Raw genomic sequence first — 17,451 nt, forward strand, 5'->3', positions numbered from 1 at the left:
GAGTTCATTTGTTGCTCCAACCGACTTTCACCAGCCGCCGGCTCTCTGAATGGCGCAGTAACCAAACTAATAATCCTCATCAAAGTCGCAAATATCCAATGAATCACCCTATATTATATAGAAAGATTCTTTTTTACGCAACATACCTGGCTATATTTCAAGATCAAGGTGATGATGTGATATTCATATATTGTTCAAGATCATGTCTTTTTTAATGAGTGTTCAAAAGGTCCGGTTTTCAGCACCGAGAAGGTTGGAGGAAGCTAGGGGCTGAGGAGCGGAGCGTACGTTTTGGGTACGTGAGCACCGGAAAGCCCGGCTGAATTCAAGCTTCGATGTCGAATTAACCTCCTGATTCACATCGTGATCAAAAGCTGACTTTTAGAACAACCGCTTTACACGTTTTTTGAACAGGAGTATAATTTCAGGTGTTCCCACTAGTTCATCGAAGTTGATAGTCGGGACGCTTCATCTTACCGAGACGTGGCTCAGCTTGGTAGAGCGCTTGCTTCGGGAGCAAGAGGTCGCAGGTTCAAATCCTGTCGTCTCGATTTTACGCTATAGAATATAAGACAACTACCTAACGGATTGATTTTCCGAAAAGGGAGTTGTCTTTTTTTAGCGTTTTTTGATGTCGCTAGTTTTGATAGCATTTCTCATATTCATCTTTCATTAACCAACTTTTACAGGCAAGACCATTTTCGTGATAAATCTCTTTATCAATTTCTAATTCGATACTTCTATTTGATTTTGGATACTTAGGTTCGTCATTCAGAATATACAGGGTGTTTTCATTCACCCATTCCATAGAAATGTTACTTTTTGCATCACTATAATAAACAGTTTTAACTTTATTTCCTTCATTATTGTATGTGATTTCAACCCATACATTAACTCCTCCAGCAGCACCTCCATATAGTTCATAAAAAGCATTAGCTGTATATTTTTCTGTTGGTGATGTTATAGGTCCAGGTCCTTTTTGAGTATATTCTCTATCAATAGTATCAAAAGTGAAAAAATAGTTCTTATATAGAAATAGTCCAAGAAGCAGAATTACACTTGTCAAAGTAGCCAGTAGTAGTTTTTTAGGAAACTGTTTCTTTTTGATAAAGAAGATTATGAAATGGATAACAAAAACGAGAAATAACAGTATAGTAAATAATAACAATAAGAAACCGAGTATATTAATTAAAATATGTATTACCTCCTGTTTCCCTTAATTAACCTGTCTATTTCAATAAGCAAGAACATTATTCACAATCTATAAATATTCTATCATAATTTTTCCAAATACCGAGAAGACACGATTATCTCTGTTCTTCGAACACCGTATTTCTAAATTGACCACCATTTAAATAATGGATACTATTGAAATATTAGAGATTGGATGGTAGGGGTGTCTAATATGATCCGTACAACCACGATTAGTGCAATACTGAATGATTTTATGAATCAAGAAGGATTAAATTTACGACAATTTGCTGAGAAAGTCGGTATAAATATCGGCTCTCTTAGCAACATTCTCAATGAAAATAGAACTTTGAATATTGGACAGTTAGACCGTATCACAGAAGTTATGGGATTACCTAAAGGTTGCTTCTATAATCAGTACTACGTTGAAGTCATAGCTGGGGCTCCTCCTAACTGGCGCAAGATCAAGCCCTTCTTATACGGTTGTGCAGAGGTTGGCAACTTAGACCTTCTTCTTAAAACAGTTCAGCAATTACTAGATAGCTTGATCTATTCACCACACCTATTTGAAGTAGCAGAAGATCTCAATAAGAATGAAAAAAAAGAAGCAGCCATTATATTGTATGAAAATGTAGCGCTAAGTGAAAGAAATCAACATTCTGAACGCCTGGCTCTATGTCAGTATCGTTTGTTTATGTGTGAACTTGAAAACAACCAAGAAAAGAATTACCAAGGGGCCCTTCAGTTTGAATTATTTGTAGATCGTCTAGGCGAGTATGATCAGCTTGAAGCATTGAAGGATCTCGCGAATACATATCGTGGATTAAGTCGATGGAATAAGCTGGAGGAAATTGCTGAGAGACTTAAGCAAAAAGCTCAATTTCTGTATCAAAAAAGTCCAAAATATGCTAGTGGTTATAAATCATATCGTCCACTCTTTACTTACATAGCTTATGCCAACTTACTTCTAGGAGATGTTCATGAGAACAAAAGAGATTATGAAAAAACTCTGCAGTATATACAATTGTATAACGACTTGGATTGGGTAAAAGAACAAGATGAGGAAGCTGAACAATGGAAAGAAAAATTTCGAGAATGGGCCAAAATGAATATAATGGTAACGAAATTAGCCGCAGGTGATCCAAACGTACTTACAGACTACGTGACTTATATGGAATCAAATCAGGATGAAGTATTGTTGTCCCTATTAAACATTGTCGAATTCGCTAATCGCTACCACTTTAACATCGATGATATTCTCCAGCGCTTTGATATTCCCTCCTTGATTATAAAACATAAATCTCCTAACAATGTTTATACTCGACAGATTATTGAGGGCCATCTGGCTCGCTTCAATAATGAATTAGCCTGTTATTATCTAAATAAGGGTGGATATAAAGATGGATTAAACTACTTATTAAATAACCTGGACAAGTCAATATTTATTAGTGAGAAACATGGTTTATTTAGACTTCTCAGTCAATATCATCTCTCTTACAATCACCAACATCCAGGCATTAAAATAATCTCAACCAACGCGAAGGAGACCAGTTCGTAAAACTGGTCTTTGTTTGTTGGCAAGCAGTTTCCTAGCTACGCTATATATCTTATTACTCAGCTAGCTGCAAAAGTATCCCCGACACTACGTTATCTGCAAAAGAGCGCTCTGGGCGAGACTTCATCATTACGGTCAATCCAATCATAGAGACTATCAATGTCTGTGCGAGAGCCTTTGCGTTAAGCCGGGGGTTAAGTTCACCCGATTGAATTCCCCGTTCTATAGCCTCCTGAAAAATGACCGTCAGGTACATCTGATGCTCCCTCGTAAGAATTTCAAATTTCTCGTCATGGGGCGCAAGCTCCACCATTGTATTAAGACAAAAACAACCTCGGTTCATATCCTCAGCATATGCCTGTTCAACTAATCCTTCAAAAAAAACGCGAAACGCCTCTCTGATGGATGAGTTATTATGAAACTGCGCTCTAATATTAGAGGCATGAATTTGTGTGTATTTGCGCAGCGCAGCTTCAAACAGTTCCTTCTTATCGCCAAATGCCGCATATAGGCTAGGGCGCTGAATTCCCATCCTTAATGTCAAATCACTTAAAGAGGTAGCTTCAAACCCCTTCTCCCAAAAAATCTGCATCGCTGCATCCAAAACTTGTTCCTCATCAAACTCACGAAGCCTGGCCAATCCTATTACCCCCAGACATTTTGTATCGATCAGTATAAATTAATTTTATTTATCATCAGGCTTAATGTCAAATATATCTTGACAGTACTCCATGCTTAAATATAGACTCATTTTGTACCGATCGGTATTGAAATTCTACTGCGAGGTGTGAATATGCAAAACATTGGCCCGGATTCGCCTGTTATCCATAATGAACTCGATAGCCTAGCTGTAACACAAAATGCTGCTGCTAAATCTGCTCCTCCCTTAATGACTCGTCGTATAGCCATACTATTCGCCATCGCTTGCGGGCTAGCCGTATCAAATGTCTATTACGCTCAGCCGCTGCTCGACTCTCTGGCATATGAGTTTGGAATCTCTCATTCTTCTCTTGGCATCGTGATCACTGTGACTCAAATTTGTTATGCACTCGGACTTTTCCTGCTCGTTCCGCTCGGCGACTTATTAAATCAGCGCCGACTGATCGTCATCATGATGCTCTTATCTGTTGCCGCTCTTGTCATCATTGGAACCGCTCCTGCGGTACCGATTCTTTTCTTTGGCTTAGCTATTATGGGACTGCTTGCAGTTGTAACCCAGGTGCTAGTGTCATTTGCTTCAACCCTAGCCTACCCGTCCGAACGAGGAAGTGTGGTTGGCTTTGTAACCAGCGGAGTAGTTATTGGAATTCTATTAGCGAGAACCATTGCAGGTGTACTGACTGATCTTGCTGGCTGGCGTTCGGTCTATCTTACCTCTGCAGCCTTAATGCTCATTATAGTTGGTGCTATAGAAGTCGGCTGACCGCAGCCTACATGATTTTCTATTCCATCGGAAGCGCCGCCGGATCGATTGCTTCAACCAAGCTCTATGCCTATGCAGGCTGGAATGCCGTCTGCTTGTTTGGCGCTGTCGTCAGCTCACTAGCCCTTATCTTCTGGGCAATAACGCACCGTTTAGCATAAAGAGAACATTAAAAAAGCAAGGCCTTGGGGTGCCCCCAAGGCCTTAAATTTATTGAAAAATGATATGAAACAAGAATGCTTTCTTATTGTCAGTTGAAGAGAGTAGGTAGAACTCAATTGAATTTTCTTTATCTTCCCTGACATAGAATGTTGATTTATTCAACAAACCTTACCAATGAAGCAAAAATGGTTTTTGTCGATTGGTAGTTAGTACCATAAAGTTAAATAATCGTATAGGTTCTATCAATCTGATGTTTGTATTAAATTTTCCAGAGAATGATAAGTACCTTCTGTTATAAATACCCCGGTTATTCTTTCGTTAATAAATCGAATTATATCAAGAGGGTCATGATCATTATTAGAGTCTCTATAAATGACTTTAATGTTCGCAATACCCTTCTTAATTAATTCTGTTCCTTGTTCTTTTTCCCCCTTATTTAAATAAAACTTTCCTAAATCAGCGTAGTTAGTTACATGTTTTGAATATTCTTGTATCGACTGTTCCAATAAAGATTCAAATTTATATATATCTTTATTTTTATAATGCCAAGCAAGAATGTAAGACAACATGGAGGACATTTCGTAGTCCATTGAGTTTTTTAGCCCTAAAGCCATTTTTATTAGAGTTTCATTTAAGCCGCCCAAGTACCATTCAATAAAAAACAACCTCACAATGAAAAACAAATGGTTGTCCCTGTGATAAGTCAAGGCAGTTGTTAGATAATCGGTCGCTCGTTCATAATCTTCAATCGGGGAAAGCGTTTCAAGAATTACCAGCCTAGACCAACCATCAATGTCATGTGGATTTACCTTTATATAGTCTAGCATTAATCTTTCTGCTTCAAAAAAATCTCTTTTAACAATTAGCTTTGATATAGTCTCTTTAAATATTTTATCTTCCATTTCATCCTCCACTCTACTTGACAAGGTTTCCTATTACTCGGTCAGCAATTCCCATAAAAGCATTGACATTAATCACAGTTCCATTCTCATTGACATAAAATCTGATCGTTACATTATATCCGTTTATTTTAGTATGCATTTGGTTTGAGCCTTTTTTTAACTTAGAAGGGTTTACTGAAGCAATCTTATTAGTTATGCTGCTAAATATTGATTGCCTGTCTTTGCCTAATTTCATTATTCCGTTCTTAATATGATCTGCTGAGAATACATGGCTCTCATATCTCTTGAATAAATCTTTTTGAAATCCAATTTTTGTAAATTTTTTGGTAGCTTTTATAATATCCTTACTTGAATCTATTACCTTTTCAGTCTTTTTAACTAATTTGTATGCTTTAACTACTGGTATATACTGAACAATAACTATTCCTTTTTCAAGATTACTTGCTTCATTGTCCAGCATAGTTCTAACATCATCAAGATAAAGCATATCAAGATTTTCTTGACTTGCTTTTATTTGTGCATCAAGATTTGTTTTACAATTTTTAATATCTACGGCGCAAGTCAACGAAGGCGTTGGACCCATAGGCATAATATACTGACCCGAAGGATCCGTGTAGATCAAAGGATTATTGTGCACATACGAATACCGATTCAAACTCAAGGGATTATCAATACTTCCTTGATAGGTATCTTTCGACACAAATCTTCCCGCATTAGGATCATACCAACGAGCCCTCAGATATTGTAAATCGGTCACGTTATCCCAATACTCTCCTGAATATCGGAAGATGTTTGGAACTGTCTCTTCTACGGTTTCAGGATTACCCCATATGTCGTAGGAATAAGTATTGAGTTGGTTGCCTTGGCTGTCGGTCAGGCCAACGATATCCCCATGACCATTGAATTGATAGTATTGCACTTCGCTTGTAGTCTGATCCACCCGGGACCAAAGCTGACCGCTGAGATCATAAATATAAGTATAGATCAGTTTTGGCTTTCCACTGCTGACATCCGCTTCGGCGATGAGCTTGGCTTCTTCATCATAATAATAACGGGATTTTTTCTTTCCTTCTATCCGCTCGTATAACAGGCCGTCGCCGTTGTAGATATAACTGATTTGCGTTCCGTCTTCGGTTGTAACCTTCGTTAATCGATTCAAACTGTCAAAAGTGTAATCCGCATTCGATAATCCGCGAAGCTGACGACCCTCTATATCCATTAGATTACCGCGATCGTCATACTTGTATTTCTTGTTAGTGTTTATTCCACTTTCGGTATGGATTCGATTTAACGGATCATACGTAAAAGTATTCCCGGCACCGTTTTGCGTCCGACCGATAATATTCTTATTAAAATCGTATTCATACGTAAACTCGTAGCCTTTAGCCACACTCAACTCGGAAACTCCGAAGGTCACCTCATTTGCTGTCTCCAAGATATCTCCTGTGGTCATGGAATCGGAACCCTTCGACGTATCGATTTCAGAAACATCGTTTACCTCAGGCGCTACCGTGCTTTTAGCCGTCAACCCAGGGTTTATCGTCATTCCCGTCAAGTCATATCCCTCATAGCTAAATGACATGCTTGGTCCGTTGCCTGATGTTCCCCTTTCCAGTAGTCCGTTGGCTTTATAGTCAAATGCGATCCTGTCAATCGCACCCGATGCACTAGATTTAGCCGATAGTGTCGATTGATTTGATTCCGCAGCATGATGAAGTACATCCAGTGCACTGACCCGATTCATTTCATTTACTGTATAACTGGCGCCTGTCGTTTTTCCAGAGACATCCGTCAGCGTATAGCCCGTCCGCATTTGCTTATTATACGTATAATCAATTCGCATTCCATCTGGATAATGAATCGCAGCTAAAGAGCTATCTGAAGGATTATAATCATAGGTTGTACTTCCAGTAGTATCCGTCATACCGATCCGGCGGCCCATGGCATCGTAAGTGTACTGGATTTGCTGATCTGGAGCCTGAATCTTCGTCAGCAAGTTATCCTTGTTGTACTGATATTCTGTAAACTGACTTGCGTGATCCAGCGATTTAGTAAGATTTCCTTTAGCATCGTAATAGAATATTTCGGTCATACGCTCTTCATTAACTTGGCGTATTAAATTACCCGCTTCATTATATTCTCTCTCTATATAACTGTTGTCCGGATACTGGATAACGCTCAAATCTCCAGCCAGGGTGTACTTATATGAAGTGGAACGTTGCTCAGGATCAGTTACAGAAATAACACGTCCCAACGCATCATATTGATAGAGAGTTTGCTGTCCTTTTCCATCAGTTACGGCCAGCGCATTTCCGGATAAATCATAAGTGGCTTGCTCAAGAGCTACAAAAGCCCCATCTCTCCATTCTTCAACTGCTAATATGTTTCCAAGTAAGTCCAATTTTTGCTGGTACTTCACCCCAACAGGGTCTGTATTAGTTACAGTTCTTCTAACCATATCATAAGATGTCTCATCCTGAGAGCCATCGGCGTAAATGGTCTTCGTTAAACGACCAAATCCATCATAAACATAACTTGTTTTATTCTGCTCCGCATCAATCTCCTGCTCTAAATTTCCTTCCCCATCATACTTATATTTGAATAAAGCATCACTTACACTTTCTTCAACTAATAATCCTAATGGGTCGTATTTCTCAACCGTCACGATACCTTCGGGTCCTGTCACAGTTACTCTATTCAGTACATCATCGTACTGTATCGTGGTGGTCGACTGATCGCTATACTGTGTTTTTGTCATACGTCCCAGTGCATCATACGTATACGAAGTAATGTCTCCAACCTCATCTTCGGAGGTCAGTAACTCACCCGCTTTTGTATAGTCGAACTTCTCCCTCGACAGAGATGAACCTCCTGTGATTGAGTGAACTGTCAGCGATTTTTCCGTCAGCAGATGCTTCCCGTAAGGCGATTGATACGAGTAATTTACGATGTTGTTCCGTTTATCATCCTTAGTCTTCGATATAATGACATTGCCAAAGTCATCATATTCCAGATCTGTTTGGGCTAGCAATTTGCCGCTCCCACTGTTCTCTCTTACCGCAAATTGAGATACATCTCCTTGAGGATTATATTGAATCCGCTCAACTCTTTTTTGCTCTCCGCTGATCTTTGATTGAATTTGGCTTGGCAGCGACCAAAAATAGGAGTCTGTTGAAGTTGTGTATTCATAAACATTTTCTTGTCCCGTGCTCCAACTTTCTTTTAAAATCTGTCCTTGTTCGTTATATTGATAATTTACCGTTAATTGCTGAGACTCGGCTCCCCCTTGTAAATAACTTTCAATGGCCTGAGTAGGGACATTCCAGCCGGTTGAATTATCATAGGCAAATTGCATTCTAAATTCTGTCGTCGATTCTTTGCTTCTTTGCTCATTCAGGAAGTAAACATCCGGTTGAGTGTTAGCATAAAATTTCTTAATGAATTTAAATTCTTCCTCTGATCGTGAAGACTTCACCGTTGTCGTCGAAGATACAGTCTTTCCAAACTGGTCCAAGTCTTCTCCTGCATATGTGATAGATTTCCGTAGTAGCTCATTGTCACCCGACGTAGTTGAATACACATCTCTGCGCATGCTGGTCTTATATGCAAAGTCAGTAGCTATAGGGCCGATTTGTTTGCGAACTGAAGTATAGTCAAACTCCGTAATTCCTGAGCTAGGATGAACGATGCGCAGCAACAATGCCGAATGTTTCACGGGTTGCTGTTCCTCTTGGTCCATAAGCGATTCCAAAAAATTAAAACGAGATTCTGTGTAATAGTACAAATATTTGGTACTACGGCTAAGTGCATCTTGCACCTCGCTTAAGACGGGTTGACCATCAACTGTTGATTTAATGAAATAATCCATTCTTCTATTTGTACCCGGTTGAGTTACTGTTACCCGGTCTCCAGAATAAGAGAAGGAAAGTTCATTTCCATCGCTATTGGCTATTCGGTTAAGCACTTTCCCATCTCCATGAGAAGTATAATAAAATTCAACTCTGTTTTCATAGTTATCGGTTGTCAGGAGAAGATGGCCTGATGAACTAAAGAAGTAATCATTCCCGTTCAATACAGAAACTTTCGTCTCGCTTGTTAATCCTCCAACTGTCTTCGAAGCGTCCTTCGCCAGAAGAAGATTGTTCCAAGGATAGCCTTCCAGCTTCAACGTATCAGATATCTTATACCGTCCTATGCCGGGAAAATCCAGGATTTGACCAACTTCTTGTACTTCGATGAAGGGGAGAGCCCATCTCCATCCACGACCTATTCCTGAATCGCGTTCCTCTCTACGAATACGAGTCTGGTTTACATAGGCACCGTTTTCCAAGCCAATTCCGATTTCTTCACTTGCTCTTGAAGTGTCATATATACGGGTAAGAGAGAACGGTATTGTCCCCGGAAGCGAAAGATCTGTATAGTAGAGCTTCATATCCCCCGTAGCAGTAGAAAGTGTATCTTTACCAAAGCTGATTTCGTGTAAGGAAGACTCATCTTGTAGTGAGAGATGCTCTACTGCTGCTTGATCATAGTCAGATGACAAATCTGTAGTTTGAAAAAGAGCGATTTCCTCTTTAGCAGTCCCATGGAGTTCCATGGACTTCCTGTCTATTTCCCGATCCACATCAAACTGTGAAATAACTTTCTCATAATCTTCCTTTCCGCTTTGCAATCCCATATAGATTTGATAAAGAGTATAACCTTTGGATAGCTGTTCATCTATCCAATCTGTACTAACTCCAAATTGTTGCATGACCTCGGAGATGGTTAGTATTTTTTGTATATCTACTTGATTAGGTTGCGGTATTTTGTTACTAGTCGTGTCCCCTGCACCGTAGGCTACAGTTTCCAATAATCCCGTAGTGATCAGAGTCAAACATAATATTAAGCTAACAACTCTTTTAAACATTTATATCACCTCGATTGTTCTTATGAACCAGCTAACACTCTCAAATTAAAACGGAAATACTTTTTTCACTCTTCTCTTCAAATTGCCGTTAGGATCATATTCATAGATCAAAGCGTCTCCCGAAGGAAAAGTCATCTGAAGCAGCTTTCCATCCTTGGTATACTGGTACTTCGTTTCGGGTGCAAACGACATAATCGATACGGTTAACTGCAGCATCAATGGAAGACCGTGCTCTTCAGAAAGCTTTAAATAAACTATTTGCCCAACAGCTAGATCAGTTTCCAGTACAGTATAATCAAGGCCAAACTCCTGATTGTTCTGTTTGCTAGATCCTATCGGTTCCAACAAATCCGGGCGGTCATACAAAGTCAATATCGGCTGCTGAATGAACGAATTCATCTCCATGGTGACAAATCGATAATGTCCGGTTTCAGGAGCAACGAAGCGGTAATAACCGTTCTCTCCCGCCATTTTGTTTACATACAGTCGCTGACGATGTAGTAGTTCCTCGAATTCATATTCCTCTATTTCAACAAACTCAAACACTCGATATGGTGCCGCGAGAATGACTGGATTCTCCGAGGTTGTCTTTACTTGTATTTTTCCACCAGCAGGGATGCCATAGGAAGTTATTGAATGTTCCCCTTGTCTAATCACCGCTCCATTTGAATCGTAAATGGTGTAATCGAAATATCGCTTGCTAGCTGTACTTGCGTTTGTTGTAAGTTTGGCTTCAAAAAAGCTCTTATTCTTAAAACCGATGCTTTGACTGGATTCCAGCGTTTTCTTCAATAAGGCCGGCTCTATACTCGGTGTCGCTTGAAAGACCTGCCCATAAGTAAAGGTAACAGGGGTGTCTGTAACTACAGTAACCACGACTTGGCTTCCCTCAGGAACAGACAAGTTCCCTTCCTGATCAAAATCCGCCTTCTCCGGCTTGCCGTCAAAACCGTACATGGCGAAGTCGAACATAGATAACAAATTCTTTGCGGCGTTACTTGTTAGCTTTTGTTGTGTGGTTGATATATTAGTGAACGAATAACTTTCATTTTTGCTTAAAGTAACCTGTTTAACTTCAGGATTTTCACCCGGTGTGCCTATAAACGAGGTATATACTCCTCCGAAGGTTACACTAGCTGTTAGCGGCATTACAGTAACAGAATAACCCGCCGAAACTTGCACTGAAGTATAGCGGCTTGACCCTTCACTTGAAATCGTTCCATCTGGGCGTCGGATAACATAGGCAAATTCGTTTGTTTTAGGAGATGCGTTGCTGTATACATACTCCGTATCACCGCTTATATTTTTATAAGTATAAGAATCTCCTAGAGAAACGGTAGCTCTGAGCATTGCAGGATACTCTGCGGATGATACAAAAATCGCATCTGTATAGGAAATAGTTATTGGGCTTGCAGATTGCCCTGTTATAATCGCATATCCTCCTGCCGGAATCGCTATATTTCCCGTCTCATCAAACTTGGCACTGTGTACTTTTTCAGCATTGCTATAGACGGCTGTGTCATATTTACCACCCGCCTGATTTGCATCACTGGTTATCGTAACAAGCCGAGAGCCCGTATTGTAAAACGTGTAGGACTCTCCCAAATGTACAGTTTTTTTGGAAATCGCTTCGCCCTGCTTATCCTTCCAGGAAAACAACCGATAATTTGCACCAAATGTAACCGGAGCCGACACTGCAGTAACTACGATAGAGTTACCTCCAGATACCTGAGGATCTGTATATGTATTTGCGCGCTTTGCTTGCTGTGTTCCATCAGGGAAATACTCAACCCAGTCAAAACGATTCTTAGAAGTTGCGTTACTGCGCAGAATACGGGTAGAAGAAGTAATGTTCTGAAATTCATAACTTTTGCCTTCTGTAAGCGTTACCCGGAAATGCGAAGGTTCATCACTTGGCTCGGCAGAAAAATCGTCCGTATAGTCAAAAGTAACAGCATTCGTACCCTGAACAGTTATAACTGCAATACCACCCGCAGGTAATTGAGGAGTGCTAATAGCATTAAATCCTTGGGAAGCGTAACCTCCATCGGCTTTATAAACGGTATAATCGTAAAAACCATCTACTGCCCGGGCATTATTATTTACAGGATTTAATAATGTTCCGTTATTTGTAAATAGATAGGACTCCCCTGGGTAAACAGTGACTCGACTAATAGCATTATCTTCACGATATCCTCCTATGAAAGAACGATAAGGTGCCCCTACACGAACAGGATTTTCTGTAACTAACGTAAGCACAACGTATCTTCCTACGGCTACCAATGGTAGTGTAGAAGTATTAGTTCCCCGCGAGGTTTCCGTCCCATCAGAGTTATAAACTACATAATCGAATTTGTCTTTAGTAGTTCCGGCGTGCTCAACCCGGTCCGATTTCGTTCCAACATTCGTAAACTTATAGCTTTTACCGGGATAGAGCATAACGCTATCATAAGCAGGTTCCTCTGTTTCATATCCAAAAAAATCTTCATAAGGCAAGGCCACTGTAACTGGAATGTCAGAAACTCCTGTTAGTATAATTTCATCTCCAACACTTATTGATGGCTTCACTGTAGATTCGAAGCTAGATCTTTCAAGCGAGCCATCGCTCTTATAAATCGCATAATCATACCGTTTCCCATTACTAGCAGTGGCATCACTCATAATACTCCTTGCCGCGTAAGATTGGTTCGCAAACAGGTAACTCTCATTTCGATAAAGCTTCTTTTTTAATAAAGCTGGGTTAGACGTATAAGAATAAGTGATCCCTGAATTAAAACTCACTGATAAGGGATAATCGTAGTCTACGGTGATAATTGTCTTTCCACCTTTAGAGTAAACACTAGCACTTCCTGTATGCTCTAAATCGTCAGAAGAAACTTTACCATCGGAATTATAAGAGACATAATCATAGCGGATATTATTCGTCGATTTAGCATCTGTTGATACAGAAAGTAGAGTATTCGTATCATTGGTAAATTGAACACTTTCTCCAGGATAGATTATCAATTCTGTTTTTTCTGCAAATAGTTCAATTTGGTATACGCTTTCTGTTACCGTTGGATCTTCCGTTTCTTTCTCAAAAAGTCCTGAGTTCTCTTGAAATGAATCTCCCTGTACTTCAATCCTGAGTGGATCAAGATCGTTTTTAATTAGTGAGTACTGATGGATAGCTGCTGTGGAATTTGGGTTCTCTTTGGCTAATGTAGAACTCACACTTCCTAGAAATAAAACAATAGATAAGATAGAGAGAAATAACCTCCTTGTTTTCATCGAATAACCTCCATTTCCAAATTTATAGATACATAGATTCTATCGTCCACACTTAATTATTCCTAAATAGGAAAAATGTACCTATACAATAAAAGGCCATCCTCTATTGATTTAGAAGATGACCTTTATGAAGGGACTTTCAGCTTACGCGCTTCTACCCAGTAACATTATACTATTTTCAACTACTTTACTTTCTTCCTAAAACATACTTTTAAACTTAAATATTCAATACCCCTAGCCCTAGTTTTATCAACCCAAAACTCTCATAAAAAAACACACCTCAACCCATTAGACAAAAATTGCCTAACTCGGTATGATGAACTAAAGCCAATAAATACAAAATTTTACGCATGGATCATGGAGATATATATGAAATCGGTCTATCAAAATTGGAATATGGATGCCGAGCTTCCGCTTGAAATCTATCGTATTAGCAATCTATCCTTTTATCCACATTTCCATAATGAGCTGGAATTCGTCTACGTGGAGCGGGGCGATATTATCGTCGGGGTAAATGAAGAGAAACGACGGCTGCAGGCCGGGGATATGGTCATTTGCTGCAGTAATGATATTCACTATTACGAGAGCAAGGATCTGGAGTCTGAAACTTTCATGCTGATCTTCAAGCCGGAGTTGATTGGCGCGGCCAAAACCTGGCCTGTTGATTTTCGCTTCGAGTCGCCGTATATCGATTCCACCCAGCCAGAATTCTCGCGAATTGGCGATCTACTGCGTCAAATGTTCCAAGAGAATGAGGACGCCCGAACGGGCTACCCTATGTACATCAAGAGCTATTTACTGGAATTGTTCGGAACCTTGTGCAGGTATCTGCCTACCGTTCCCTTTGACCGAAGCTCGAGCCAGAGGTTTGAGAGTAAACGAGCCAAAATACATCGGATTATTTCTTTTATCGAAGCAAATTATGCGATGGACTTATCCGTCGAGATGATGTCGGAGCGGTTCGAGATGAATCCATCCCACTTCTGCCGTTCCTTTAAAAAAGCGATCGGTATGAATTTCAAAACTTATCTCAATACGATCCGTGTGCTCATGGCAGAGCACCAGCTCGTGAACACGGATTCTAGCATCACGGACATCGCTTTGGAATGCGGCTTTGGCAGCATCCGTACCTTTAATCGAGTGTATAAGGAGTTGAAGGGCTGCTCTCCCTCGGACACGCGCAGCAGTTTTCAATAGAATAGTGTATGTTGGATAAGGAGGTAAATCTTCATGTCTGTCATGGATAAGCTCAGCTACACGAGACGGTCTCGTATTAAAAAGTCCATTCGCAAATGGATCATTTCCATTCTCGTATTTTGGGGAATATTTAAAATGCTGCTCTACCTGTTAACCGATGTTATTTTTCAATTTATATCCCTCCCGAGGCCTCATGACTTTTATATCCAATTGGCTGCCTCCGGGTTCATTATTCTGTTGTCTCTCATCTTCACCAGTCTGATCGTCAATGATCGCAACAGTTACGAAGAGCAATAAGCCGAACGTAAACAGGGCCGTCCCAATCATCCTTCGGATGAATTTGGGCAGCCCTGATTTTTGTTGAAGCTGATAATTATAGACCTTGCCTCATCGCCTGCAACAGCGATTTTAACTCAATTTAACAGTGCTATCGTATACGATATCCGCGCCTGAAGCTCCCAACAGCTCGGGCTCGCCGATACCAACCGCGAACATCCCTGCCGCCTTGATCGCTTCAATACCGGCTTGGGCATCCTCGATCCCGATACAGTATCGCGGATCGGCACCTGCCAGTTCTGCTCCCTTCAGGAAGATGTCGGGGGCGGGCTTGCCGGGAATGCCGTCAGGGTCTACAATCGCATAGAAGTGATCCGCCAATCCAAGCGACTCCAATATTTGCGGAGCATTCTTGCTTGCAGACGTCAATACGGCAGGAATCTAATGCTCTTCCAACTGACCGAGCAATTCAACAATCCCCGGGTAGACTCGCTCTGGAGCAAGCCCTGCAAGCAGTGACACATAATGCTTGTTCTTATCTGCAGCCAGCTGCCGACGCTGCTCCACCGAATACTGGCCATCCTTACACCCATGAACCAATATCCGTTCCAGAGACTCCATTCGGCTAATTCCTTTGAGCTGTTCGTTAAAGGCACGGTCGATTCTATTCCGATCTGCTCCGCCATTTGCTTCCATGCCAAATAGTGATACTCTTCGGTATCGGTGATCACGCCATCCAGATCAAATAATACGGCTTGCAGCTTCATGTTCCCAGATTCTTTACACTATAAACCGTAGCTTCACCTTTGATATCATCATAGTCGCCAAGCATTTTCTTATTATCGTTGTTGTTTACATCCGATGAGGTAAATGTAAGATTTTTAGTTTTGCTGATGTACTGAACCCCATGAAATTCTGAACGACTAATATACATTTTATTTAAATTGAAAGCGGTTGATAATATTTTATCTACTTGAAGTAAATTTATCAACGAATTATTCAGAATCGCCACTCCCGCATTCGTGTTCAAGCTCGTCAACTAGCGCAACTATTACGAAGTCCATAAGAACAAATGCAAACAGGGCTGCCCTTGATCCCCGTCAGTTATTTTACGAAAACGCATTTTTTGACTAGGTTTCTGCATAAACTGGCGAGTGTGAAACAGGCCTTTTTTCTATAATGTTCATAAGCAATACCAACTTATTGATTCATGGAGGGATGATATGAACCAGCTTCGTGTCGGGATGATCGGCTACAAATTTATGGGCAAGGCCCATAGTAATGCTTATCGTGCTCTGCCTATGTTCTTTCCACAGGCTCTCAAGCCGGAGATGGCCGTGCTATGCGGCAGAAATGAACAAGCGGTCGCAGAAGCGGCTTCCAGATTAGGATGGTCGGAGATTGCAACCGACTGGAGACAGCTTGTCGCCCGGGATGACATCGATTTAATTGATATTAACGCGCCAAGCAATGCTCATAAAGAGATTGCCCTGGCCGCTGCGAAGGCTGGCAAGCATATTTTCTGCGAGAAACCGTTAGCGCTTTCATTAGTAGACTCCAGGGAGATGCTTCAAGCAGCGGAAGAGGCTGGCGTCGCCCATATGATTGGCTTCAATTACCGCTTCTCCCCTGCGGTCCAACTCGCCAAGAAGCTGGTAGAGAGCGGCAGGCTGGGCAAAATTTATCATTTCCGCGCCTGGTTCCTGCAGGATTGGGTTATGGATCCTGAGTTCCCGCTTGTATGGAGGCTGCAGAAAGAAATTGCCGGCTCCGGTTCACTTGGGGATCTGGGCGCCCATTTAATCGATTTGTCTCATTATCTCATCGGTGATATCGATGAAGTCATCGGCATGAGCGAGACATTTATTAAGGAACGTCCGCTTGCTGAAGAAATGACCGGGCTTAGTGCTACAGGCAGCGCCGATCCGAACGCGCCTAGAGGTCCGGTTACTGTTGATGATGCTACCCTCTTCATGGCCAAATTTGCTGACGGTGCTATAGGCAGCTTCGAGGCAACGCGGTTTGCCGCGGGCCATCGCTCTACAAATTCATTTGAGATCAACGGCAGTCTGGGCAGTGTCAAATTCGATTTTGAGCGAATGAATGAGCTGGAGGTTTATTTCAACTCGGATGATGAGGATGTGCAGGGATTCCGGCGTGTTCTCGCCACCGATCCAGCCCATGCTTACGCAGAAGCCTGGTGGCCTCCGGGCCATACGATTGGCTTCGAGCATACATTCATTCATGAAGTATTGGAGCTTACACATGCGATACGCGAAGGCAGACAGCCTGTGCCCAATTTCCTAGACGGAGTGAAATGCCAAGCTGTACTCGAAGCCGTCGAACGTTCGATTGAACAGCGTCGCTGGGTTGAAATCGCTGAAATGTAAGATAGACAGCAAAATATGTTTACTATAAGTGCGTGTTTAAAAAGTCAGACTTTCAGCACCGAGAAGGTTGGATGAAGCTAGGGGCTGAGGAGCGGAGCGTACGTAGTGAATACGTGAGCACCGGAAGGCCCGGCTGAATTCAAGATTCGATGCCGATTAAGCTACCCGTGCTACTT

Annotated in this window: 9 protein-coding genes, 1 tRNA gene, 2 pseudogenes and 1 other annotated feature (1 of these 13 running past the window's edge); of the genes and pseudogenes, 6 read left to right on the forward strand and 6 right to left on the reverse strand. The window is 41.3% G+C overall.

Going from position 1 to position 17,451, the window contains the following annotated elements; translation table 11 throughout:
- Positions 1–92 (reverse strand) — a binding site (T-box leader) (it extends 144 nt beyond the left edge of the window).
- 385 nt (positions 93–477) lie between these two features.
- Positions 478–551, forward strand: a tRNA-Pro gene (locus ABD014_RS22005).
- Positions 552–637: 86 nt separating this feature from the next.
- Here ABD014_RS22005 and ABD014_RS22010 read toward each other — a convergent pair.
- Entirely contained in the window at positions 638–1,066 is a 429-nt protein-coding gene (locus ABD014_RS22010) for a DUF5412 family protein (protein WP_343864918.1), read from the reverse strand.
- Positions 1,067–1,405: 339 nt separating this feature from the next.
- Here ABD014_RS22010 and ABD014_RS22015 point away from each other — a divergent pair, with 339 nt between their 5' ends.
- The gene (locus ABD014_RS22015; protein ID WP_343864920.1) at positions 1,406–2,749 is read left to right on the forward strand and encodes a helix-turn-helix transcriptional regulator; all 1,344 of its coding nucleotides are present in this window, start codon (positions 1,406–1,408) and stop codon (positions 2,747–2,749) included.
- Between the two features lie 52 nt (positions 2,750–2,801).
- On the opposite strand, the gene ABD014_RS22020 is transcribed toward ABD014_RS22015, so the two are convergent.
- Positions 2,802–3,386, reverse strand: a complete 585-nt coding sequence (locus tag ABD014_RS22020; RefSeq protein ID WP_343864922.1) for a TetR/AcrR family transcriptional regulator — start codon at positions 3,384–3,386, stop codon at positions 2,802–2,804.
- A 153-nt stretch (positions 3,387–3,539) separates the two neighbouring features.
- Between ABD014_RS22020 and ABD014_RS22025 the strand changes: the two are divergent.
- Positions 3,540–4,330: pseudogene (locus ABD014_RS22025) on the forward strand (MFS transporter).
- Positions 4,331–4,573: 243 nt separating this feature from the next.
- On the opposite strand, the gene ABD014_RS22030 reads toward ABD014_RS22025, so the two are convergent.
- Genes ABD014_RS22030 through ABD014_RS22040 form a run of 3 tightly spaced genes read right to left on the reverse strand, consistent with a single transcriptional unit; the run spans position 4,574 to position 13,412 of the window.
- Positions 4,574–5,233, reverse strand: coding sequence for a tetratricopeptide repeat protein (locus tag ABD014_RS22030; RefSeq protein WP_343864924.1), 660 nt, complete (start codon positions 5,231–5,233; stop codon positions 4,574–4,576).
- A 13-nt stretch (positions 5,234–5,246) separates the two neighbouring features.
- Positions 5,247–10,142, reverse strand: a complete 4,896-nt coding sequence (locus tag ABD014_RS22035; RefSeq protein WP_343864926.1) for an RHS repeat domain-containing protein — start codon at positions 10,140–10,142, stop codon at positions 5,247–5,249.
- Positions 10,143–10,187: 45 nt separating this feature from the next.
- Complete coding sequence (locus ABD014_RS22040) at positions 10,188–13,412, reverse strand: RHS repeat domain-containing protein (protein ID WP_343864928.1); 3,225 nt, start codon at positions 13,410–13,412, stop codon at positions 10,188–10,190.
- A 369-nt stretch (positions 13,413–13,781) separates the two neighbouring features.
- Between ABD014_RS22040 and ABD014_RS22045 the strand changes: the two genes are divergently transcribed.
- Positions 13,782–14,609 carry a helix-turn-helix domain-containing protein gene (locus ABD014_RS22045; protein WP_343864930.1) on the forward strand — a complete coding sequence of 276 codons (828 nt, stop codon included), beginning with the start codon at positions 13,782–13,784 and terminating at the stop codon, positions 14,607–14,609.
- Positions 14,610–14,642: 33 nt separating this feature from the next.
- Positions 14,643–14,906: a hypothetical protein gene (locus ABD014_RS22050; protein ID WP_343864932.1), complete on the forward strand. Its 264-nt coding sequence runs from the start codon at positions 14,643–14,645 to the stop codon at positions 14,904–14,906.
- Between the two features lie 111 nt (positions 14,907–15,017).
- On the opposite strand, the pseudogene pgmB reads toward ABD014_RS22050, so the two are convergent.
- Positions 15,018–15,652 (reverse strand): annotated as a pseudogene (gene pgmB, locus ABD014_RS22055) (beta-phosphoglucomutase).
- A gap of 456 nt (positions 15,653–16,108) precedes the next feature.
- Here pgmB and ABD014_RS22060 point away from each other — a divergent pair.
- Positions 16,109–17,275 (forward strand): Gfo/Idh/MocA family protein, encoded by a 1,167-nt coding sequence (locus ABD014_RS22060; RefSeq protein WP_343864934.1) that lies wholly within the window; start codon positions 16,109–16,111, stop codon positions 17,273–17,275.
- Positions 17,276–17,451: the final 176 nt, after the last annotated feature.

Source organism: Paenibacillus motobuensis, from assembly GCF_039521865.1.
Taxonomy (GTDB): Bacteria; Bacillota; Bacilli; order Paenibacillales; family Paenibacillaceae; genus Fontibacillus; species Fontibacillus motobuensis.